This window comes from Pedobacter cryoconitis (assembly GCF_014200605.1).
Lineage (GTDB): Bacteria > Bacteroidota > Bacteroidia > Sphingobacteriales > Sphingobacteriaceae > Pedobacter > Pedobacter cryoconitis_B.
The window spans coordinates 711,194-734,767 of the sequence record NZ_JACHCE010000002.1; the positions used below are offsets into that span (position 1 = coordinate 711,194).

Annotated in this window: 14 protein-coding genes; all 14 read left to right on the forward strand. The window is 40.0% G+C overall.

Annotation, left to right across the window (positions count from 1 at the left end):
• Window positions 1-5: 5 nt before the first annotated feature.
• The 14 genes from HDE68_RS09135 (at window position 6) to HDE68_RS09200 (ending at window position 23,544) form a co-directional block, all read left to right on the forward strand.
• Complete coding sequence (locus HDE68_RS09135) at window positions 6-971, forward strand: YpdA family putative bacillithiol disulfide reductase (RefSeq protein WP_183881131.1); 966 nt, start codon at window positions 6-8, stop codon at window positions 969-971.
• Window positions 972-1,051: 80 nt separating this feature from the next.
• Window positions 1,052-2,023 (forward strand): polyprenyl synthetase family protein, encoded by a 972-nt coding sequence (locus tag HDE68_RS09140; protein ID WP_183881133.1) that lies wholly within the window; start codon window positions 1,052-1,054, stop codon window positions 2,021-2,023.
• Between the two features lie 72 nt (window positions 2,024-2,095).
• The gene (locus HDE68_RS09145; RefSeq protein ID WP_183881135.1) at window positions 2,096-3,547 is read left to right on the forward strand and encodes a M20/M25/M40 family metallo-hydrolase; all 1,452 of its coding nucleotides are present in this window, start codon (window positions 2,096-2,098) and stop codon (window positions 3,545-3,547) included.
• 590 nt (window positions 3,548-4,137) lie between these two features.
• On the forward strand, window positions 4,138-5,166 hold the full coding sequence (locus HDE68_RS09150) for a LacI family DNA-binding transcriptional regulator (protein ID WP_183881137.1): 1,029 nt from the start codon (window positions 4,138-4,140) through the stop codon (window positions 5,164-5,166).
• 421 nt (window positions 5,167-5,587) lie between these two features.
• Window positions 5,588-8,572, forward strand: a complete 2,985-nt coding sequence (locus tag HDE68_RS09155) for a SusC/RagA family TonB-linked outer membrane protein (RefSeq protein WP_183881139.1) — start codon at window positions 5,588-5,590, stop codon at window positions 8,570-8,572.
• Between the two features lie 21 nt (window positions 8,573-8,593).
• On the forward strand, window positions 8,594-10,174 hold the full coding sequence (locus HDE68_RS09160; protein WP_183881141.1) for a RagB/SusD family nutrient uptake outer membrane protein: 1,581 nt from the start codon (window positions 8,594-8,596) through the stop codon (window positions 10,172-10,174).
• A 41-nt stretch (window positions 10,175-10,215) separates the two neighbouring features.
• The gene (locus tag HDE68_RS09165; RefSeq protein ID WP_183881143.1) at window positions 10,216-11,253 is read left to right on the forward strand and encodes a SusE domain-containing protein; all 1,038 of its coding nucleotides are present in this window, start codon (window positions 10,216-10,218) and stop codon (window positions 11,251-11,253) included.
• A 69-nt stretch (window positions 11,254-11,322) separates the two neighbouring features.
• Window positions 11,323-13,797, forward strand: a complete 2,475-nt coding sequence (locus tag HDE68_RS09170) for a TIM-barrel domain-containing protein (RefSeq protein ID WP_183881145.1) — start codon at window positions 11,323-11,325, stop codon at window positions 13,795-13,797.
• Between the two features lie 14 nt (window positions 13,798-13,811).
• Entirely contained in the window at window positions 13,812-15,665 is a 1,854-nt protein-coding gene (locus HDE68_RS09175; protein ID WP_183881147.1) for a glycoside hydrolase family 13 protein, read from the forward strand.
• Window positions 15,666-15,736: 71 nt separating this feature from the next.
• Window positions 15,737-16,417, forward strand: coding sequence for a beta-phosphoglucomutase (gene pgmB, locus HDE68_RS09180; protein ID WP_183881149.1), 681 nt, complete (start codon window positions 15,737-15,739; stop codon window positions 16,415-16,417).
• Window positions 16,418-16,419: 2 nt separating this feature from the next.
• Window positions 16,420-18,741, forward strand: coding sequence for a glycoside hydrolase family 65 protein (locus HDE68_RS09185; protein WP_183881151.1), 2,322 nt, complete (start codon window positions 16,420-16,422; stop codon window positions 18,739-18,741).
• 65 nt (window positions 18,742-18,806) lie between these two features.
• The gene (locus tag HDE68_RS09190) at window positions 18,807-20,498 is read left to right on the forward strand and encodes an alpha-amylase family protein (protein ID WP_183881153.1); all 1,692 of its coding nucleotides are present in this window, start codon (window positions 18,807-18,809) and stop codon (window positions 20,496-20,498) included.
• A gap of 34 nt (window positions 20,499-20,532) precedes the next feature.
• The gene (locus tag HDE68_RS09195; RefSeq protein WP_183881155.1) at window positions 20,533-21,882 is read left to right on the forward strand and encodes an MFS transporter; all 1,350 of its coding nucleotides are present in this window, start codon (window positions 20,533-20,535) and stop codon (window positions 21,880-21,882) included.
• A 114-nt stretch (window positions 21,883-21,996) separates the two neighbouring features.
• The gene (locus HDE68_RS09200; protein WP_183881157.1) at window positions 21,997-23,544 is read left to right on the forward strand and encodes a S10 family peptidase; all 1,548 of its coding nucleotides are present in this window, start codon (window positions 21,997-21,999) and stop codon (window positions 23,542-23,544) included.
• Window positions 23,545-23,574: the final 30 nt, after the last annotated feature.

A 23,574-nucleotide genomic window follows, 5' to 3' on the forward strand; every position in this document is an offset into this window, starting at 1 on the left:
TGTTAATGGAAGAATATGATGTTCTGATCATAGGTGCAGGCCCAATCGGCATGGCTTGTGGGATAGAAGCCAAAAAGGCAGGACTTAAATATGTGATTATAGAAAAGGGTGCACTGGTTAACAGTCTGTATAATTACCCTGTTTTTATGACTTTTTTTTCTACTTCCCAGAAGCTGGAGATTGGTGAGGTTCCTTTTGTAAGCATCAGCCCTAAGCCTAACCGGAATGAAGCGGTAGAATATTATCGCCGGGTGGCGGAAAAATTTGATTTACAGATCAATCTTTTTGAAAAGGTAGAGGAAGTGAATAAAGTATCTGCAGCAGCATTTGAAGTCAGGACTTCTAAAAGAACTTATAAAACTAAAAATGTGATTATTTCCACAGGGTTTTATGATGTGCCGCTATTAATGGATATTCCGGGAGAAAATCTGCCTAAAGTGGCACATTATTATAAAGATCCGCATTTATATGCTTTTCAGAATGTTGTGGTCATCGGGGCAAATAACTCTGCTATAGATGCTGCATTGGAAACTTACCGTAAAGGGGCAAAAGTAACTTTAGTAATCCGTAATGCTGAAATTGGTTCTTATGTGAAATACTGGGTACGCCCGGATATAGAAAACAGGATTAAAGAGGGAGAGATCAAGGCTTATTTCAATGCAGAAGTGACTGCTATAGCAGAAGATACTGTAACGATCAAAACACAGCAGGAAACGCTGACACTGGAGAATGACTTTGTGATTGCGATGACTGGTTATAAACCTGATTTCGCGATGCTCAGAAAATTGGGTGTACAGCTTGAAGGTGAATCTTCTGCACCTGCATATAATCCTGAAACAATGGAAACAAGCCTGCCTGGTTTATACCTTGCGGGTGTAGTTTGCGGCGGTATGGACACGCATAAATGGTTTATTGAGAACTCCAGGGTACATGCAGAACAGATCTTTAAACACATCACGCTTCAACATTAATCGTAATAATTTAATTTTAAAATTTCATTCAACCAGAATTAACTGAATTTAGTTAAGTTTGCACATATTTTCAAACCTGAATGCCGGGAATAAATCAGATTAAGAAACCCATAGCCGCAGATATAGCAGTCTTTGAAGAAAAATTCAAAGCTTCAATGCATAGTGACGCCCCATTACTGGATCGCATCACACACTATATCGTCAAGAGAAAAGGTAAACAGATCAGACCTATGTTTGTATTTTTTGCCGCTAAACTTTGCGGTGGGATTATTGAATCCACACACCGTGGAGCTGCTCTGGTAGAGTTATTGCACACTGCAACGCTGGTCCATGATGATGTGGTGGATAATGCCTACGAACGCAGAGGGTTCTTTTCAATCAATGCTTTATGGAAGAATAAGATTGCTGTACTGGTAGGTGACTATCTGCTGGCCAAAGGTCTTCTGCTTTCTGTAAACAATAATGAATTCCGCCTTCTGCAAATCGTTTCTGAAGCTGTAAAGCAAATGAGCGAAGGAGAACTATTACAGATTGAAAAGGTGCGCAGAATGGATATCAGTGAAGAACTTTATTTTGATGTGATCCGTCAGAAGACTGCATCGCTGATTGCTTCCTGCTGTGCCTGTGGTGCTGCATCGGCTGGTGCTGACGATGAGACTATTGAAAAAATGCGCTTATTCGGTGAAAAGGTGGGTATTGCCTTCCAGATTAAAGATGATACTTTCGATTTTGGTACTGATGATGTGGGTAAACCTCTGGGGATAGATATCAAGGAGAAGAAGGTTACGCTTCCACTAATCTATGCTTTAAACCGTGCGGATAAGGCAGAGAAGAAGAAAATGATCAACCTGGTAAAAAACCATAATGATGAACCTGCCAAAATACAGCAGATCATTGATTTTGTGAATAGCAAAGATGGGGTACATTATGCGACAGAGAAAATGACGCAGTATCAGCAGGAAGCATTTGATATCTTATATACTTTTGAAGAAAGTGAGGCCAGAACAGGCCTTGAACAATTGGTCCGCTATACTACGGAACGTAAAAAGTAACAATTTCTATACACGATATTTTTGTGTTTATATATTTTAATTAAAAGCTTATTTTAATCGAAATATATTTCCATGAAGATTTTTTCCTCTCTCTTTCTTGCCGGGCTGGCAATTTCTGCGCATGCCCAGGATAATTACAGTAAAGCCTTTGATCAGATCAATACTGATGTACAACAGCATTCCAAAGCTTATAGTACATTGAAATCTGCTACGGAGACTATTGGCCACCGCTTAACGGGTTCTGCCAATGGGGCCAGAGCGGAAGCCTATGCTTTTAATTTATTTAAGTCTTATGGTTATGATGTGCGCTATCAGCCTTTCGAAGTGGAAAGCTGGAGCAGAATCAGTAATGAAACGAAAATAGGGGATGGAGAAGGTTCTTTGAAGGCTATACCTTCGGTAGCTCTCGCACATTCGCCGGTAAAATCGGCTGTTACAGCTGAAGTGATAGATTTGGGAAATGGCCTGGAAGATGATTATGTGAAAGATGGAGGGAAGGTTAAGGGAAAAATTGCTTTGGTTTATCTGGGGGTGTTACCGGGATCGCCGCAAGGAACTCCTTCTTTACATCGTTCTGAAAAGACAGCTATTGCAATTCAGCATGGCGCAGTAGGGATTATCATTATCAATGGAGTAAAGGGTGGTGTTTTGCTGACCGGTACGGCTTCTGTAACGGGCAAACTGATTACAATTCCAGCGGTGTGTATCGGATTGGAAAATGGTATAGCGATTAAAGAGCAATTGAAGTCAAAAGCGCAATACGCGAGTTTAAATATGACGAATTTCTCGGGGATGATTAAAGCGAGAAATGTGATCGCTACACTGAAGGGTGAATCGCTTCCACAGGAGAAGATACTTGTCGGCGGACACCTGGATAGCTGGGATCTGGCTACGGGTGCCATTGATAATGGAATCGGTTCTTTTGCTGTGATGGATATGGCAAGGTCTTTTAAAGCACTTAATTTGAAAACGAAGCGTACGGTTGAGTTTATTCTTTTTATGGGCGAAGAGCAGGGTTTGTTAGGGTCTAAGGCTTATATCGCCCAGGCGGAAAAGAAACATGAGTTAGAGAAGGTAAGGTTCATGCTGAATTATGATATGACGAACGATCCTAAAGGGTTTGCAACAAGCAGGGTAGAGATGAAGGGCGCGTTTACGGATTGGGGCAGCCAGATCGCTAAAATTGATACAGGTTTTAAGAATTTGTTTGTTGCTGGTGCATGGTTACATAGCGACCACCAGCCTTTTATGCTGGCAGGAATTCCTACGGGCGGTGGCACGGGCGGCCAATTGCCGAACCATTCGGGACAGTTTTATCACTCTGATGGAGATAGCTTTAAATTGGTGGATGAACAGGGTTTGAAGAATACGGTAAGGTATAGTGCCATGCTGACTTATGCGCTGGCCAATACGGAGGTTATTCCTGTAGGAGTACAGACTGAGGATAAGTTGAAGAAGTTTTTACAAGAGAACAACCTGGAAGAGCCGCTGAGGATTGCAGGGGAGTGGCGTTGGGGGGGCTAAGTCTACCCTAATAAAAAAAGGTATACCATGTTCGGTGGGCATTAATTTCCTGAAGAAGGAAAAGAACGCTATTCCCTCACATTGGTATACCTTTTTTTTATACGATATCCTGTTGCAGGATGGCCGGGAAGATGGGTTAGGTAGAAGATAGTTATGCAGGAAGAAACCTTTGATTATACTGGATGGAATCCTGTCTGATTTAGGATGAGCTATTACCACAATGTGGTTAAATACTATGGTTAGGCTATAGTATTTAATTTTTATTTAAAAAGTAATTCACCTTAAATTCAGTGTTTATCCGATAAAAATTGAATGAGGTCTGAAGCACCCCTGAAAGAGCTTCGAACAATGTCTCGACAAGGTATGTTTACTGTATTGATAGTCAGTGATTTATGATTGGGTCGTTTGGTCTGTTTTTGAAGTGTTTTTTTACGCTTAAAGGGTTAATTTATGGTGTCTTCATTCTTATACAATGGCCTGGCTTACTGCATTCTAAAAATGAGGGCAGTGTGAGGGGGCCAAATTATTAATTAGGAGAGGTTACCGATTTTCGATTATATTTACCCTATAAAATAATTGCAGGGGCGTAGATGCGTAATATCAACATAAAAGAACTGGCGAAAGCGCTTAATTTATCGACTTCAACTGTTTCCAGAGCATTTCGGGATAATAGTGATATCAGTAAAGAAACCAAAGATAAAATATTGGCGGCTGCAAAAGAACTGAATTATCAGCCAAATCATTATGCAAGCAATCTAAGAGAACAGCGCAGTAAAACTATTGCTGTGATTGTTCCCGAACTGGCCAATAATTTCTTTGCACAGGTTATTCATGGAATTGAAGGGGTAGCCAGAGCTAAAGGTTATCATATTCTGATCTATGCCACGGATGATGAGTATGAGAAGGAAGTTTCCTTTATCAGACATCTTCATAATGGAAGAGCTGACGGGATTATTATGTCCGTATCTGGCGAAGCCAATGATCATAATTACCTGAATGAGCTCCACCAGAAAAGACTACCGCTGGTTTTCTTTGACAGGGTATATGAAGATATTATTACACCAAGAGTCATTACCAATGACTATGACAGCAGCTTCTCTGCTGTACAACATCTGATTAAACAGGGGTGTGAACGTATTGCCTGTTTAGTTATTAATAAGAACCTTTCAATCGGTAAAACCAGGATGCAGGGGTATCTGGATGCACTGGCAAAATATAAGATCCCTTTTGATGATCGCCTGATCGTAGATTGTACCAATAGCTATAAAAGGAATAATGTAATTCTGAAGGATATGCTGAAAAACCTAAAACCTGACGGGGTATTCACTTCTGTAGAACGTCTGGCCTTTGCGACTTACTATGCCTGCAATGATCTTGACATTAATATCCCCGGACAGGTCAAAGTTGTGGGCTTCTCGAGCCTGCAGATCGCACCTTTACTGAACCCTTCCTTAACTACAGTTACCCAGCCATCTACAGAGATTGGAGTGGAGGCAGCATCGCTTTTATTCAAAATGCTGGAGCGCCCTGAGACAGTCAATGTCAATGAAAAAATCATACTCGAATCCAAACTTGTGAAGCGAAATTCTACAGCCTCCGGAACGTTAAAAAAACGTTAAATTTCTATAAAAAAATCGTGTGTTTTTGAGCAGAATATTTTAGGTTTCTCCGGAAATACGCAGAATTCCAGTTTTTTTTTCTGTCGTCATTGTTAATAATGTTCTCTAAGTTCGGGAACGTTCCCGGTATCGTTCCCGTAAAACTGGTCAAAAATGGCTTAGTGTAAAAAAAACACTTTTATGAGGTCTTATTTTGATTTAATATTTTGATTATCAGATGTTTATTTAGATGTTTTTGGAATATTGATGAAAAAGTTGGTAGAATTTATTAGGGTTTTTTTGATCTTTTGAAATATTAAATATTGTGTTAAAAAATTATTTGATATAAAATTTTGAAATATGATCCCCGAATGTAAATTTACGATGTGTGTGATACACACCCTGGATTATCCAAATATATAACCAAAAAAAACTATTAAATATGAAAGTATTTTACGTGATGAGGTATTGTCTGCTACTGGTTTTTACCATCACAGCATTGACTGTACAAGCACAAACCGGTTCAATCACTGGTAAAATTGTTGATGAAACCGGTATCGGCCTTCCGGGAGCATCAGTACTGATCAAAGGCCAGGGCAGAAGTGCAAGTACAGATGCCAGCGGTACCTATAAAATTACTGGTGTTGCCAATGGCCCGGTTACCCTGACTGCTAGTTATATCGGTTACAGTTCTATTGATCTGAATGTAACTGTAAAAGGAAATACTGCAGCAAATTTCTCCCTGAAACCAGATGCACAAAACTTAAATGAAGTTGTCGTGATTGGTTACGGTTCGGTACAAAAGAAAGACCTGACAGGATCAGTTACCACGGTAAGCTCAAAAGATTTCCAGACGGGTAATATTACTTCTCCGGAACAACTGATCGCAGGTAAAGTAGCCGGTGTATCTATTGTATCCAATGGCGGACAACCAGGATCAGGAAGTGTAATCCGTGTACGTGGCGGAGCCTCACTAACTGCAAGTAATGATCCTTTGATCGTTATTGACGGTGTCCCTTTTGGTAACAATCTGACTGTTGGTGCTACAAGTGGTAATGTGATAGCTGGGGTTGGTAACCCTTTAAGCTTAATTAACCCGAATGATATTGAAACTTTCACCGTATTGAAGGATGCGAACGCAACTGCGATATATGGATCAAGAGCTTCGAACGGGGTTATTCTGATTACGACCAAAAAAGGTAAATCTGGTGAGCCTTCAATTGATTTTAGTACTGTAAATTCTTATTCTACTGTAGCTAAGAAAGTAAGCGTGTTAAGTGCAGATCAGATTCGTGCTTATGTAAATGCCAATGGTAATGCTGCACAGAAAGCATTATTAGGAACAGCGAATACAGATTGGCAAAATGTAATCTATAACAGCGCTTTCACCACAGATAATAATCTGAGCATTTCAGGAAGCTTTAAAAATGTGCCTTATAGAATTTCTGGTGGTTACCTGGATCAGAAAGGTCTGTTACGTACCGACCGCATGACAAGGGCCACTGCAGGAATTACCGTAAACCCGACTTTCTTTGATAACCATCTGAAAGTAGACCTGAATTTAAAAGGATCTTTAAGCGAAACCCGTTTTGCGAATACAGATGCTGTAGCTTCTGCAATTTCTTTTGATCCTACACAACCGGTATATGCAAACAATGCCTATGGAGGTTATTATGAGTGGGTAGGGTCTACAGGGCAATTAAATCCTAATGCACCTAAAAATCCTCTTGGATTAATTGAAGAAAAAGAAAATAATGGTAAAGCAGACAGGAGTTTTGGTAATTTAAGACTGGACTACTCTTTCCATTTCTTACCAGAATTGCACTTCAATGTAAACGGTGGATACGATGTGTCTAAAGGATATGGAACAGTAAGAGTTCCTGAATATGCAGCGCAAAGTAATGCAACATTAGGAACGGCTACTCAATATGAGGCAGTGCAGCACAATAAAGTAGCGGAAGCTTTCTTTAGCTATAATAAAGATCTGAAAAGCATCAGAAGTAATATCAATGCAACTGCCGGATATGGTTTTTACGAGAACTCTACGACAACTTATAATTTTACAGACTATAATGCAATTGGTGTAGTACAGAAAGTCCCTGTATTTCCTTTTGATACCCAACAGAACAGATTGTTGTCTTACTATGGACGTTTAGTATATACTTTTGCTGATAAATATATCCTTTCGGGAACGATGCGTTCTGATGGATCTTCTAAATTCAGCGAAGCCGGAAGATGGGGCTATTTTCCATCAGCAGGATTTACCTGGAGAGCAATTGATGAATCATTCTTAAAAGACAGCAAAGTTTTCTCTGATTTGAAAATGCGTTTAAGTTATGGGGTTACTGGTCAGCAGGACGGTTTTGGTAACTATACTTATCTGCCTAACTATTATACCAGCGTGAATGAATCGCAGTACCAGATCGGAGATAAGTTTTATCATATGTTTACTCCAATTCAATATGATAAAGACCTGAAATGGGAAACTTCTACAACTTATAACGCAGGTATTGACTATGGATTTTTCAATGGGAGAGTTTATGGTAGTGTAGATGTGTATTACAAAAAAACGAAAGACTTGTTAAGTCTTGTACCAATTGCAGTTGGAACAAACTTTAGTAACCAGTTATTAACTAATGTGGGTAACATGGAGAATAGAGGTATTGAAGCAAGTATCAATGTAGGTATCATTAAAACAGATGATATCAAATGGGACATGGGCTTCAACTTTACTTACAATAAAAATAAAGTGACCAATCTGAGCCTGAACCCGGACCCTAACTTTAAAGTAGGTGCTGGTGATATTACTGGTGCAACCGGTACTACGTTAAAATGGAATGCGCCTAACTATAACCCAGGTTCTTTCTTCGTCTATAAACAGGTTTATGGTTCAGATGGAAAACCTCTGGAAGGTGTATATGCAGATCTTAACCATGATGGGGTAGTGAATGATCAGGACAGATATTTCTACAAGTCACCTGTACCTAAATATATAATGGGCTTCACCACCTCATTTACCTATAAAAAACTAACATTAAGTACAGTGTTACGTGCTAATATTGGTAACTATATTTATGACAACGTTTCCTCTAATCTTGGTGTAAACAGAAATATATTAAGTCCTAGCGGATTAATTAATAACGCAAGCACTACGTTCTTCGATACTAATTTTTCGAATAACCAATACCTGAGTGATTATTATATACACAATGCTTCTTTCCTGAAAATGGATAATGCTGGTCTTGCCTATAACTTTGGCCGTTTCTCACCAAATTCAAAAGCAAATCTGCGTATCACAGCAAATGTTCAGAATGTATTCGTAATCTCTAAATACAAAGGGATTGATCCGGAAAACAGTACTGGTATAGATTATAACTTATACCCAAGACCAAGAACTTATAGTTTAGGTCTTAACGTAGGATTTTAATAATATAAATTTAAGAGAGAGATGAAGAATCTATTCAAAATATTTGCGGCTACGGCCGTATTACTGGCCACCTTCTCGTCTTGTAAAAAAGACCTGAATTTAAAGCCAACTAACGATATCACTTCGGATGTCGCTTATTCTACTCCTGATGGGTACAAACAAGTTTTGGCTAAGATCTACGGAAGTTTCGCTACCACAGGTGGCGGAGGCTCAGGATCAAGTGACCTTGGTGGTATTGACGCTGGTGCTTCTGATTTTATCCGTTTATACTGGAATGCACAGGAATTAACTTCTGATGAAGGTATTTGTGTATGGAATGATCCTGGAGTTTATGATTTAAACTATCAGACTTATACTTCTGATAATGTGATTCTGCGTGGTTTATATACCAGAAGTTTATACCAGATCACTGTAATCAATGAGTTTCTACGTGAAAGTACACCTGAGAAATTGGCTTCCCGCAATATCACAGGTACCGATGCGACTAATATTGCAGCTTACAGATCGGAAGCCAGATTTTTACGTGCTTACCAATACTGGGTACTGATGGATATGTTTGGTAACCCACCATTTATTACCGAAGCAAATGACATTGGTAAAGTTGCACCTCAGCAAATCAAACGTGCAGATCTGTTCAAATATGTAGAAAGTGAATTGTTAGCGATAGAGCCAGAATTAAAAACTACAAATGAATATGGAAGAGTAACCAGAGGGGCTGATGAAATGTTATTATCACGTGTATATCTGAATGCTGCGGTTTATACCGGAACGGCTAAATATACAGAGGCTGCTGCTTATGCAAGCAAAGTAATCTCAGCTGGTTATACCTTAAATCCTGTTTACAAGAATCTATTCCTTGCTGATAATGATCAGAATAATTCTGAGGTGATCTTATCGATCAACTATGACGGAACTTTCACTCAGAATTTTGGTGGTACTACTTTCCTGACCAACGCATCTATCAACGGTGATATGAACCCTGCAAGTTTTGGTGTACCAAGTGGTGGCTGGGGCGGTATACGTACACGCTCAACACTGCCTGCTCTGTTTGGGATTACCGGCGCTTTCACTTCTAATCCGGATTCAAGAGCCATGTTTTATGGTGATAAAGCTGCAAATGATGACGTAGCCGTATTTACTGATGGTTTACGTGCTATAAAATTCAGAAATGTGAATAAAGCAGGTGTTACAGCACCTTCAAACAATGGAACTTTCTGTTCTATAGATTTCCCGCTGTTCCGCTTACCGGAAGCTTACCTGAATTATGCAGAGGCTGTACTGCGTGGTGGTGCTGGTTCAACCAGCCAGGCTCTGACTTATGTTAACCTTTTACGCCGCCGTGCTTATGGTAATGATTCTGGAAATGTAAGTGCATTGACTTTAGATAATGTTTTGGCAGAAAGAGCAAAAGAATTCTTCTGGGAAGGTTACAGACGTACAGATTTAGTACGCTTTGGTAAATTCACTGATGGTTCTTACCTATGGCCTTATAAAGGTGGTGTTAAAGCTGGGCGTGGTACAGATGCAAGCCGCAGTATTTTCCCATTGCCATCTGCAGATTTGATTGCCAATCCTAATCTATCTCAAAATCCAGGTTATTAATCATGTCGGGTTCAGCTGACAAAACATAAATAGATAAACAGATGAAATCATTATATATAAAAACCATGACCTATAGCCTTTTGATGCTATTATTTGTGTCATGTAAAAAGGATGAGACTAAAGTTGTGGCCAGCAATGGTACAGCTCCGGTTTTTACAGCTACGCAAAGCACGCTGGTATTAGACAGTGCCAGTGCGAAGAAAGATGCGGTTGTTTTGAACTGGACAGCATCATCCTTTAATTATAGCGCAGCCATATCCTATGCTGTACAGCTTGATCTTGCCGGCAATAATTTCAGCGGACCTAAAGAAGTAGCATTGAATACTGCCTTAACAAAAACTTTTACTGTTGCCGAAATCAATAACCTGGTTAACCAGCTTGGACTGACTCCTGGTACTGCAGGTAAAATAGAAATGAGGGCTAAAGCGAGTATCGGTGATGTTTTTGCACCTGCTTATTCGAATGTATTAACGCTAACGGTAACACCTTATCAGATCATTATCGATTATCCTTCACTATATGTTCCTGGATCTTATCAGGGCTGGGACCCGAAAAGTGCTTCGAAAATCTCTTCGGTAACTGATAATAAAATTTATGAAGGATATATTAATTTCCCTGATGCAAGCACAGACTTTAAGTTTACTCCACAACCTGACTGGAATGGCGTAAATTATGGTACTTCATCACCAGGTACACTGAATGCCGGAGGCGGAGACAACCTGCATCAGGATGGTGCTGGTTATTATCTGGTCAAAGCCGACACTAAAGCATTGACTTATTCACTGACCAAAACAGTCTGGGCTGTAATTGGTGATGCGACAGGTTCAGCTTCCAGCGATACGCCAATGGCTTATGATGCTGTTAATAAAGTGTGGACAGTGACTAAAGCGCTATCAGTTGGTTCATTTAAATTCAGAGCCAATGGTACGAATGATATTAATTTTGGTATCAGTAAACAAGTAACCGGTAAACCGGTATACAATGGTGATAACATTCCTGTTGCCACAGCAGGAACTTACAAGATCATTTTAAACCTGGCTATTCCGGGTAACTATACTTACAGTCTGATTAAACAATAAAATAAGAAATGCCCTGAATTTATTCAGGGCATTTCCTTCGTTAATTCCTATTAAACTTTTCCGATCCATATGAGAAAACTGTCTACGATCCCTAAGCTGCTGTTGTTTTTAACCCTCCCTGTTCTGGGCTTTGCACAAAGTAACCCGGTGCTGGGCACAGGAGATATTACATCGGTGAATATTGCCGGCCAGAAAGTATCTTTTACTACAACACATGCACATGGAGAAGTAACAGTTTACAGTCCTGCTGTGATCAGGGTCAGATTAGATCAGAAAGACCTGGGCAAAGACTTTTCTTATGCAGTGATTTCCAAACCGGTTAAAACCAATGTTACGATTACTCAGAATGAGCAGGAGATTACAGTAAAGACCGATTCCCTGAAAGCCAGGATTACTAAAAAACCTTATAGTATTACTTTTTACACTTTAGACGATAAAGTGATCAGTCAGGATGAAAAAGGACTGACTACTTCGTGGGTATCCAATGAAGTAACGACTTACAAAAAAATGCAGGAAGGCGAACGTTTTGTTGGCCTTGGCGAGAAAACAGGTAACCTTGACCGTAAAGGCAGCGGTTATACCAACTGGAATTTTGATGCCTATGGTTATTCGACCGGACAAGATCCGATTTACTCCACTATACCTTTTTATATGGGGATACATCATGGTTTAAACTATGGTATATTTCTGGACAATACTTACCAGAGTGATTTTAACTTTGGGGCCAGCAACAACAGATTCTCTTCTTTTGGTGCGCAGGGTGGTGAAATGAACTATTATTTCATCTATCATCAGCGTCTGGCAGATATCATTACCTCTTATACCGCCTTAACAGGCCGTATGAACCTGCCTCCGCTCTGGAGTTTAGGTTATCAGCAAAACAGATATACTTATTACCCTGAAACAGAAGTTTTCCGCATTGCGCAAACACTGAGGGAAAAGAAGATTCCGGCAGATGGAATCACACTGGATATCCATTATATGGACCAGTATAAATTATTCACCTGGGACAAATCACGTTTCCCGAATCCGCTGGCTATGAATAAAAAGCTGGCAGCTATGGGTTTTACCACAACGGTTATCGTAGATCCGGGCATTAAAGTAGAAAAAGGTTATCAGGCTTACGAAAGCGGCCTGAAAGAAAATATTTTTATTAAATATCCGGACAGTACAAATTACTCTGGCCAGGTTTGGCCGGGCTGGTGCAACTTCCCTGATTTTACCAGCGAAAAAGGAAGATCATGGTGGAGAAACGAAGTTAAGTTTTTTGCGAATACAGGTGTTTCAGGCATCTGGAATGACATGAACGAAATTGCTACCTGGGGAAATAAGATGCCAAATAATGTTTTGTTTGACTATGATGGTGCAATTGCAAGTCATAAACAGGCACATAATGTCTACGGGTTACAAATGGCACGTTCAAGTTATGAAGGGGCTAAAGCGTCTATGGGCAACAAACGTCCGTTTATTTTGACCCGTGCAGGTTATGCCGGATTACAACGTTATACCGCAATCTGGACCGGAGATAACCGTCCTGAAGAAGATCATATGTTATTAGGGGTACGCCTGATTAATAGTTTAGGTTTAAGTGGTGTCCCTTTTGCCGGAATGGATATCGGCGGATTTATTGGTACGCCAGGTAATTCACTGTTTGCAAGATGGGTACAGATTGGTGCATTTAATCCGTATTTCCGTAACCATGCTGCTGTCAATACACAGTCTTCTGAACCCTGGACACATGGCGAAGAAGTATTGGAAGTTTCAAGAAACTACATCAATCTCCGTTATAAACTGATGCCTTATCTGTATTCAACTTTTTTCGAAGCTACCCAGAATGGTTTACCTGTGATGAGAACACTGGCGATTGATTATACATTCGATGCAAAAGTATTTGATACGCAATTTCAAAATCAATACCTGTTCGGTAAATCCTTTATGGTCCTGCCATTTGAAAGTACTAAGGAATTTGGAAATGCCTATTTTCCTAAAGGATTATGGTATGATTTGTATACGGATGAAACACAGACTGGTGGAACAGAAAAGATCCTTCGCCTTTCTAAAAACAAGCTTCCTGTATATGTGAAAGAGAGCAGTATTGTACCGATGCAATCATTGGTTCAGTCTACGCAGGAGAAGCCAGCTGATACCCTGGTACTGCATATTTATAGAGGAGCTTTGACGAATTCTTTTGTATATTATGAAGATGATGGTCAGACTTTTAATTATGAAAAAGGTGATTTTTATAAACGTAAAATCACCTATGATCCTATAAAGCGTAGTATTATATTTGAGCAGGCAGAAGGATCATTCCCATCGAAATTTAACCAGCTTAAAATTGTTTTTCATGGTTTCAGTGAAGCAGATAAAATAACGGGTTCAACAGCTCAATTAAATAAAGGCCAACAAATCAAGGATGAATTTAATTCGTTCATGATACCAATTTCTCACTTCGATCCTCAGGGAACTGCAAACCCCGCAGAAGGAGCAAAGGTTAAGAGTTTAATCCTTAACAATGCTTCGGCACAGTTTGTAATTACCTATTAAAAACCCCCTTAAAAATGAAGAAACTATTAATCGTACTATTTGTTCTGTTTACTGCAAATGCATGGGCACAGGCTAAACCGGACCATGTGGAGCCCATGTTCTGGTGGGCAGGTATGAAAAACCCTAAACTTCAGCTATTGGTTCACGGCCAGCGGATCGGTGAATATACCGTGAACCTGAATTATCCTGGTGTAAAACTGATTGAAGTTCACAAAGTGGAGAATCCAAATTATCTGTTTATTGATCTGGAAATTGCTGCGGATGCTAAAGCGGGTAAGTTCCCGATTTCTTTTATGGATAAAGGGAAGAAAGTATCAGAATATAGTTATGAATTGAAAAACAGAGATAATTCCAATGCCCGTATTCAGGGGGTAACGGATAAAGATTTTATCTATTTATTAATGCCTGACCGTTTCTCGAACGGAGATAAATCAAATGATATTGTTAAAGGGCTTGCGGAAACTACACTGAACCGTGATTCGATGTATTACCGTCATGGCGGCGATATTCAAGGGGTAATTAATCACCTGGATTATCTGAAAGAGTTAGGTGTAACTACGATCTGGATGACTCCGGAGATAGAAAATGATATGGCAAAAGCTTCTTATCATGGTTATGCAGTAACAGATCATTATAAAATAGATCCGCGTTATGGTACCAATGCTTTATATAAAACTTATGTGGATAAGGTACATGCGAAAGGGTTAAAAGTGATTAAAGATATAGTACACAATCATATTGGAACAGGACATTGGATCTTTAAAGATATGCCAATGAAAAACTGGGTAAATCAGTGGCCGGTTTATACACAGACGAGTTACCGTGATGAACCGGTTATGGATCCGCATACTTCGGAAGCTGATAAGAAAAAACAATTGGATGGCTGGTTTGTACCCAGCATGCCCGATCTGAATGAAAGAAATCCTTATGTACAAAACTACCTGACCCAAAATCATATCTGGTGGATTGAATATGCCGGAATTGACGGGTTGAGACTGGATACTTATGCTTATAATGATCCTGCATATATGGCCGACTGGGCTCTGAAACTTAAAGCCGAATTTCCTCACTTGTCTATTTTTGGAGAAACTTTAGTTAACTCTGTACCAGCACAGGCTTTCTTTACACAGGGAAATACAGTAAACAGAGGTTTTGATACACATTTACCAGGTGTAACAGATAACATGATGAAAAGCGCGGTTTATGAAGCGCTGAACGGGACAAATGGCTGGACGGATGGTGTTTTCAGATTATACAATATCGTTTCACAGGATTTTCTATATCAGGATGCAACAAAGAATGTAATCTACTGGGATAACCATGATATGAGCCGTTTCTATTCTATGATCAAAGAAGATATCAATAAGTATAAATCAGGTATGGCGCTATTATTGACTATGCGTGGTATCCCTCAGCTATACTATGGAACAGAGATCCTGATGAAAAACTATTCTGATCCTGATGGACTGGTACGTTCAGACTTTCCGGGAGGCTGGGCTGGTGATGCAAAAGATAAATTTACTGCTGCCGGCCGTAATGCACAGGAAAATGAAGCATGGAATTTTGTAAGTAAACTGGCTGTTTACAGAAAGAACAGTCCCGCACTGCAAAATGGAAAGATGATGCAATTTGTGCCTGAAGATGGAATGTATGTTTATTTCAGGTACCTTCCTGAAGGAAATGGGGTTAAAGATGTGATGGTGATCTTAAATAATGAAGATAAAGCTAAAACACTGGAAACTTCAAGGTTTGCAGAAAGAATGAAAAATACAGGCTCGGCTGTGAATGTGATCAGCGGAGAAAAATTAAATACAGTTAAAACGATTAGTGTACCAGCTAAAACAACACTGGTACTGGAATTGAATTAGAATTTTTAATTGCTTAGCATTTAAATTTTGTAACATGGAGCCAGCAAGCTTCATCTATAATAGAAATAAGAATGGAACATATAAATATAGCCTGCATTTTTGATCTTGACGGAGTATTGGTAGATACGGCTGTTTATCATTATCAGGCATGGAAGAAACTGGCAAACTCACTGGGTTTTGATTTTACAGAGGCACAAAACGAACAGCTTAAAGGGGTAAATAGAATGCGTTCTCTGGATATGATTTTAAACTGGGGTGGAGTGGAAAAGACGGCAGCTGAAAAGGAAGAACTGGCTACTTTGAAAAATAGCTGGTATGTAGATATGATTAGTAAGATGTCTGTCTCGGAAGTATTACCAGGATCACTGGATTTGCTGAAAGCATTGAAAGCTCAGGGAATTAAAATTGCCTTAGGTTCGGCAAGTAAGAATTCAGGATTAATTTTGGAAAGAACTGAAATAGCACATTTCTTTGATGCGATTGTAGATGGTAATTCGGTGACGACTTCAAAGCCTGATCCGGAAGTTTTTATTAAAGGAGCAGAATTATTAAATGCAGATCCGGCAGATTGTATTGTTTTTGAAGATGCATCTGCTGGTGTACAGGCAGCAATTGCCGCAAAAATGGCTGTAGTAGGTATCGGAACGGAAGCGAATTTGCCAGGGGCAGATGAGTTTCATAAAGACCTTTCGACAATCACTGTCGAAGGGCTGATTAATTTAGTAAAGCATAAGCATAGCGTAAAAGGGTAAACATGAAGAATTATATACAAGCAGAACAGTGGAACATCATTGAGAATGGTTTTGATTCTCATTTGAATAAGATATCGGAAAGTATATTCAGCCTTGGTAATGGCCGGATGGGACAACGTGCAAATTTTGAGGAAACTTATACCGGTGATACTTTACAGGGAAACTACGTTGCAGGTGTTTATTATCCGGATAAAACCCGTGTAGGCTGGTGGAAAAACGGATATCCTGAATATTTTGCCAAAGTATTGAACGCTGCAGACTGGATGGGTCTGGAGCTTCGGTTAGATGGAGAACTTTTAGATTTAAATTTATGTAAAGTAACAGCTTTCCAGCGTTTGCTGAACATGAAAGAAGGTTACCTGGAACGTACATTTACTGCAGAACTGGCTTCGGGTAAACAAGTGCAGGTAAAGGCTAAACGTTTCTTCAGTATTGCGAATGATGAAGTTGCAGCGTTACATTATCAATTAACCCCGCTAAACTTTTCCGGAAAACTGGATTTAACTTCTTTTATTGATGGAGATGTTAAAAACCAGGATTCAAACTATGAAGAGAAGTTTTGGGATGAGGTGAGCAGGGTACAGGGTACAAAGGGTACTTATTTGACTTTACGCACTAAAAAAACTGAATTTGATGTTATTACAGGGGTGAAGACTCTGGTAATTAAAAATGATAAAGCGGTTGAGCTTTCTATTGATACAACCAATCTTGAGAAATATCTTTCTGAAAGCGTTTCCATAGTGCTAACAGAGAATGAAGGAATTGATATCTATAAAATAGCAACTAATCTTTCTTCACAAAATTATCCTGCTGCTGACCTGCAGGCAAGAGCCGAAGAAGTGGTGAATGCTGCGGTAGCTAAAGGTTTTGATGAATTATTAAAAGAGCAGGCTGCTGCCTGGGCAACCAAATGGCAGGAAGGAGATATTATTATAGAGGGTGATGTAGCTGCACAACAGGCAATCCGTTTTAATATTTTCCAGTTGAATCAAACTTATACCGGAAAAGATGCACGTCTGAATATCGGTCCTAAAGGTTTTACCGGTGAGAAATACGGAGGTTCTACCTATTGGGATACCGAAGCTTATTGTATTCCTTTCTATTTATCGACCGCTCCGCAGGAAGTTTCTAAAAACCTGTTGGTTTACCGTTATAAACACCTGGAAAAAGCAATTGAAAATGCAGAGAAATTAGGCTTCAATAAAGGTGCGGCTTTATATCCGATGGTAACCATGAATGGTGAAGAATGTCACAATGAATGGGAAATCACCTTTGAAGAGATTCATAGAAATGGAGCTATCGCTTTTGCGATCTTCAACTATATCAGGTATACAGGTGACGTTGCTTATCTGAAAGAATTCGGATTAGAAGTATTGATTGGTATCGCCCGTTTCTGGAAACAAAGAGTAAACTGGAGTGCTGATAAAAAGCAATACGTGATGCTGGGTGTGACCGGGCCTAATGAGTATGAAAATAATATTAACAATAACTGGTATACCAATACATTAGCCAGCTGGTGTTTAAAATATGCTGCTGAGGCTGCCGGAATTGTGAACGCAGAAGATCCGGAACAATATCAGCTTATTGTGGCTAAAACTTCTTTAAAAGAGGCGACAGAATTTGCAGATTGGAAAAAGATCTCTGAAAATATCTACCTGCCATATGATGAAGAGCGGGGGGTGTTTTTACAACAGGATGGATATCTGGATAAGGAGCAGATCCTGGTAAAGGATCTTCCTGCTTCAGAGCGCCCGTTGAATCAGAAATGGAGCTGGGACAGGATTTTGCGTTCTTGTTTTATTAAACAGGCGGACGTTTTACAGGGCATGTACTTCTTTGAGGATGACTACGACATGGATACTTTAAAACGGAATTTTGATTTCTATGAATCACGTACCGTACATGAAAGTTCTTTATCGCCTTGTGTACATAGTATTTTAGCGGCTAAACTGAATGATGGTGACCGGGCCTATGAGTTTTATCTGCGTACTTCGCGTTTAGATCTGGATGATTATAATAATGATACGGAAGATGGCCTGCATATTACTTCGATGGCCGGAACATGGATGAGTATTGTTGAAGGATTTGGTGGAATGCGTGTCAAAGAGAATACGCTTTCGTTTAATCCTTTCCTTCCTGAACAATGGACTTCATTCGCTTTTACAATCGGATTCCGCGGAACTCAGTTCAATGTGAAAGTCACTAAAGATGAAATTATAATCAATACAACAAGTAAAGAGTTGGTGCACATCAATATATTTAATAAGTTACACCCTGTTTCGGCAGGTGAAACAGTAATTAATTACAAAGGGCTATTGGTATGATGAAAACCCGTTACTGGATTTTAACCATAGTTATTTTACTGTTTTCTGGATTTATAAATAGAGGTATGGCGCAGAATAACAAAAAGATAATGATTTACCAGCTTTTACCAAGGTTATTTGGTAATAAGCAGCAAAGTAATATTCCTTACGGAACGATTCAGCAGAATGGCAGCGGGAAATTCAATGATATCACAGCGCAGGCCCTGGATGGAATTAAAGAACTGGGGACAACACATGTGTGGTTTACAGGGGTAATTTCTCATGCGACTTTAACGGATTATAGCAGTGCCGGATTACCAGCCAATAATGCGAAAGTAGTGAAAGGCAGAGCGGGGTCTCCGTATGCCGTAAGAGATTATTATGACGTAGACCCTGATTTGTCAGTGAATGTGGCTAACCGGATGGCGGAGTTTGAAGCATTGATCAAAAGGACGCATGAGAAAGGGTTAAAAGTGATTATTGATTTTGTCCCTAATCATGTAGCCCGTCAGTATCAGTCAAAGATGAAGCCTGCCGGGGTTAAAGATTTCGGAGAGGGGGATGATGTACATGTGGCTTTTAGTGCGGCCAATGATTATTATTATGTACCGGGAAAGGATTTTGTAGTTCCGGCCCCGAAATCTGATCAGCAAACACCGCTTTCGGTTTTGCAGCAGCAGAATTATACGGAATCGCCTGCTAAAGCAACAGGAAATAATGTTTTTTCAGCAAGCCCTTCGGTAGATGACTGGTATGAAACTATAAAACTGAATTATGGGGTAGATCAGGTGAATGGGGCGAAACAGTATTTTGCACCGACGCCGGCAGTATGGACTAAAATGAGAGATATTTTGGTTTACTGGACAAAGAAAGGGGTAGATGGTTTCCGTTGTGATATGGCGGAGATGGTTCCTCTTGAATTCTGGCACTGGGTAATTCCGGAAGTTAAAAAGGTAAATCCTGAACTGATCTTTATCGGGGAAGCTTATGACCCTTCTACTTATAAATCGTTTCTGACTACTGGTAAATTTGATTATTTATATGACAAGGTTGGACTGTATGATGGTTTGAAGAAACTAATCAGAAGTGAAGATCAGGCCGATGTAAATGATATCAGAAAAGTATGGCAGCATGAAAGTGCGGGTTTTGGAGATCAGATGCTGCGTTTCCTGGAAAACCATGATGAGGAACGTATTGCTTCTGCTGGTTTTGCCGGACAAGCCGAATTGGCATTACCTGCAATGGTTGTTTCTGCTACTTTATCCGGCGGGCCGGTGATGACTTATTTTGGTCAGGAAGTTGGTGAACCGGGCAGAGGTGCAGAAGGATTTGGCGGAGAGGATAACCGGACTACTATTTTTGATTACTGGGGTGTTCCTGAACATCAAAAATGGATGAACAACGGGGCTTTTGATGGCGGACAATTAGTTGGTGCGCAAAAGGAGTTGAGAAATTACTATAAAAAACTGCTTCAGTTTGTAGGTGCATCGGAAGCTATCGCCAATGGTCAGTTATGGGAAATCCCGGTTGGCGGCAATATGAACAAAAGGATGTATGGTTATGTCCGTTATACTGCTAATCAGCGTTTACTGATCCTTGTCAATTTTGACCGTCATTACAGGATGGAAAGCCAGGTACAGATTCCGGCAGAGATTTTACAGAACCGTCCGGTTACTAACGCTGTTGATCAGCTTTCCGGCCAGAAATTAAATGATATTAAAGAGAATACAGTACCTGTCTGGGTATTGCCAATGAGTGCGCAGATTATCGCATTCTAAGAAAGACCTGAACCGCTAAACCAAACCAATCCTTATGGAACTAAATAAAGCCGCTGCCTCCAAACCAAAATTGTCCAATGCACAGATCTTTAATATGAGTGCTGGCTTTTTTGGGATACAGTTTGGTTTTGCTTTGCAAAATGGAAATGCTTCAAGAATCCTGCAGACTTTTGGTGCAGATGTGGAACATCTATCCCTTTTCTGGCTGGCAGCCCCTTTAACAGGGATGATTGTACAACCGATTATTGGTTATTACAGTGATAAAACCTGGAACCGTTTTGGCAGAAGGAGACCTTATTTCCTGATTGGCGCAATTTTAACGGCTATTGCTTTGATCCTGATGCCTAATGCAGGCGCTATGGCGAGTTTCCTCCCACCGATTATTATCGGGGCAGGAATGCTGATGATCATGGATGCCTCTATTAATGTGGCGATGGAGCCTTTCAGAGCTTTAGTTGGGGATAAATTACCGGAAAGTCAAAGAAGTTTTGGCTTTTCGATGCAGACTTTTTTAATAGGAGCGGGTGCCATATCGGGTTCGTGGCTACCTTATGTCTTCTCTGAATACCTGGGCGCTTCGAAAGTTGCAGCAGCAGGACAGGTGCCGCATAATGTAATTTATTCCTTTTATGCGGGTGCAGCCATCTTACTGATTACGATCTTATGGACGGTATTGTCCACTAAAGAATATCCGCCGGAGGAAATGGCTTTATACCATGCTGGGGAACCAGAAGCAGAGGAACAAAAAGGTTTATTGTCTATTCTGACGGATTTCTCGAATATGCCTTTAACGATGAAGCAGTTGGGACTGGTTCAGTTTTTCTCGTGGTTTGCACTGTTTTCGATGTGGGTATTTACTACGCCTGCTATCGCTCAGCATATTTATAAAGTGCTTCCCGGCGATACTTCTTCGGTTAAATTTGCTGATGCAGGGAATTGGGTAGGTATTCTGTTTGGTGTTTATAATGGGGTTTCGGCTATTTATGCCTTGATTTTACCTTCTATCGCCAGGGCAACCAGCCGTAAAGTAGCTCATGCTTTTTCTTTACTGGCGGGTGGTGCAGGATTGCTGTCTATTTATTTTATTAGTAATCCGGATTATCTGATCTATTCTATGATTGGTATCGGCCTTGCCTGGGGGAGTATCCTTTCTATGCCCTATGCGATTTTATCGAGTGCGATACCTCCGCGTAAAATGGGTGTTTATATGGGAATATTTAATTTCTTTATCACGATGCCACAAATTGTCAATGGTATTTTTGGCGGGATCATTGTGAAGCAGTTTTATCATGGAGAAGCTATTTACGCGATTGTTCTTGCCGGAATATTTATGATCCTGGGCGCAATCTCTGTATTATATATACAGGGAAGTAAAGAAAAGTAAATATCTGTTTATGCTGAGTAAGGGGATAATATTCGGAAGAGTAACATTTTTAAGGGATTAACATAGATTTCTGATCTTATTTTGATATTTGAGGACCTAAACAATCCGATTGAAATGAAGATATTTTATACGTTAATCCTGGCTGGATTGTGTGTTTGCTATACGGCGACTGCACAAAAGATGCAGCCAATCAAACCTGTTCCTGAAACTAAGAAAGCTGATAGTTCAGCAAACAGTGAAGTAAATTCCCGTAAAATAGTTACAGAAAGTGCAGTAGTTACACAGCATCAGGTTACCATTAAAGGACAGCGTGTCCCTTATAAAGCGATTACCGGCACTTTACCAGTATGGGATGAGGCGGGTAAAGCTATAGCTGGCCTGTTTTATACTTATTATGAAAGAACAGATGTCAAAGATAAAACCAACAGGCCACTGGTGATCTCTTTTAACGGTGGTCCCGGTTCTGCATCAGTATGGATGCATATTGCTTATACCGGGCCTGTATTGTTGAATATTGATGACCAGGGGTATCCAGTGCAGCCTTATGGATATAAAGAGAATAAGTTCTCTATACTGGATGTGGCTGATATTGTCTATATCGACCCTGTAAATACGGGTTATTCCAGAGCAATTAATAAAGATATTCCGGGTAGTAAGTTTTTTGGCGTCAATGCGGATATTAAATATCTGGCAGAGTGGATCAATACTTTTGTAACCCGCAATAACCGCTGGGGTTCTCCTAAATTTCTGATTGGTGAAAGTTATGGTACTGCCCGTGTCTCTGGTTTAGCCCTGGAACTTCAAAATTCGCAATGGATGTATTTGAATGGTGTGGTACTGGTTTCACCAACTACGCTTGGGATAGAAAGAGGAGACGCCCTGTCTGCTGCTTTACGTTTACCTTATTTTGCTGCTGCTGCATGGTATCATAAAATGTTGAAACCTGAATTTCAGGACCGGGCTTTAAGGGCATTATTACCGGAAGTAGAACAGTTTACGATGAATGAACTGATCCCTGCTCTAGCTAAAGGAAGCCAGTTGGGTGAGGAACAGAAAAAAGTAATTGCAGCAAAAATGGCTGCCTATGCCGGCATTAGTGAAAAAACTATTTTACAGCATAACCTGGACGTACCAGCTGATTTTTTCTGGAAAGAATTACTGCGTGATCAGGGCTTTACCATCGGCAGGCTGGATTCAAGATATCGCGGGATGGATAGACAGGATGCAGGGGAAGGGCCTGATTATAATGCAGAGCTGAGTTCCTGGTTACATTCTTTTACGCCTGCAATTAATATGTATATCCGCAATGAACTCAATTATAAGACTGACCTGAAATATAATATGTTTGGCTCTGTTTATCCATGGGATAATACAGGAAACCATACTGCAGAGAATTTACGGGATGCAATGGCACAAAATCCTGCTTTGCATCTGTTTGTACAATCTGGTTATTTTGATGGTGCATGTGATTATTTTAATGCAAAATATAGCATGTGGCAAATGGATCCGGGAGGGAAATTAAAGGATAGAATGAGCTGGGAAGGGTATGAAGGAGGCCATATGATGTATTTAAGAAGTGCTGATCTGCAAAAAGGAAATGACGATCTGAGAGACTTTATTAAAAAATCTTTACCTAAAGCAGGAGTCGCTTCGAAATTTTAGACTTTTCTAAATAAAATACCTATTTTTACC

Bases quoted from the DNA above. Each gene is read 5' to 3' on its own strand.
- HDE68_RS09135 (WP_183881131.1), top strand. From the start codon at position 6: ATGGAAGAATATGATGTTCTGATCATAGGTGCAGGCCCAATCGGCATG.
- HDE68_RS09140 (WP_183881133.1), top strand. From the start codon at position 1,052: ATGCCGGGAATAAATCAGATTAAGAAACCCATAGCCGCAGATATAGCA.
- HDE68_RS09145 (WP_183881135.1), top strand. From the start codon at position 2,096: ATGAAGATTTTTTCCTCTCTCTTTCTTGCCGGGCTGGCAATTTCTGCG.
- HDE68_RS09150 (WP_183881137.1), top strand. From the start codon at position 4,138: ATGCGTAATATCAACATAAAAGAACTGGCGAAAGCGCTTAATTTATCG.
- HDE68_RS09155 (WP_183881139.1), top strand. From the start codon at position 5,588: ATGAAAGTATTTTACGTGATGAGGTATTGTCTGCTACTGGTTTTTACC.
- HDE68_RS09160 (WP_183881141.1), top strand. From the start codon at position 8,594: ATGAAGAATCTATTCAAAATATTTGCGGCTACGGCCGTATTACTGGCC.
- HDE68_RS09165 (WP_183881143.1), top strand. From the start codon at position 10,216: ATGAAATCATTATATATAAAAACCATGACCTATAGCCTTTTGATGCTA.
- HDE68_RS09170 (WP_183881145.1), top strand. From the start codon at position 11,323: ATGAGAAAACTGTCTACGATCCCTAAGCTGCTGTTGTTTTTAACCCTC.
- HDE68_RS09175 (WP_183881147.1), top strand. From the start codon at position 13,812: ATGAAGAAACTATTAATCGTACTATTTGTTCTGTTTACTGCAAATGCA.
- pgmB (WP_183881149.1), top strand. From the start codon at position 15,737: ATGGAACATATAAATATAGCCTGCATTTTTGATCTTGACGGAGTATTG.
- HDE68_RS09185 (WP_183881151.1), top strand. From the start codon at position 16,420: ATGAAGAATTATATACAAGCAGAACAGTGGAACATCATTGAGAATGGT.
- HDE68_RS09190 (WP_183881153.1), top strand. From the start codon at position 18,807: ATGGCGCAGAATAACAAAAAGATAATGATTTACCAGCTTTTACCAAGG.
- HDE68_RS09195 (WP_183881155.1), top strand. From the start codon at position 20,533: ATGGAACTAAATAAAGCCGCTGCCTCCAAACCAAAATTGTCCAATGCA.
- HDE68_RS09200 (WP_183881157.1), top strand. From the start codon at position 21,997: ATGAAGATATTTTATACGTTAATCCTGGCTGGATTGTGTGTTTGCTAT.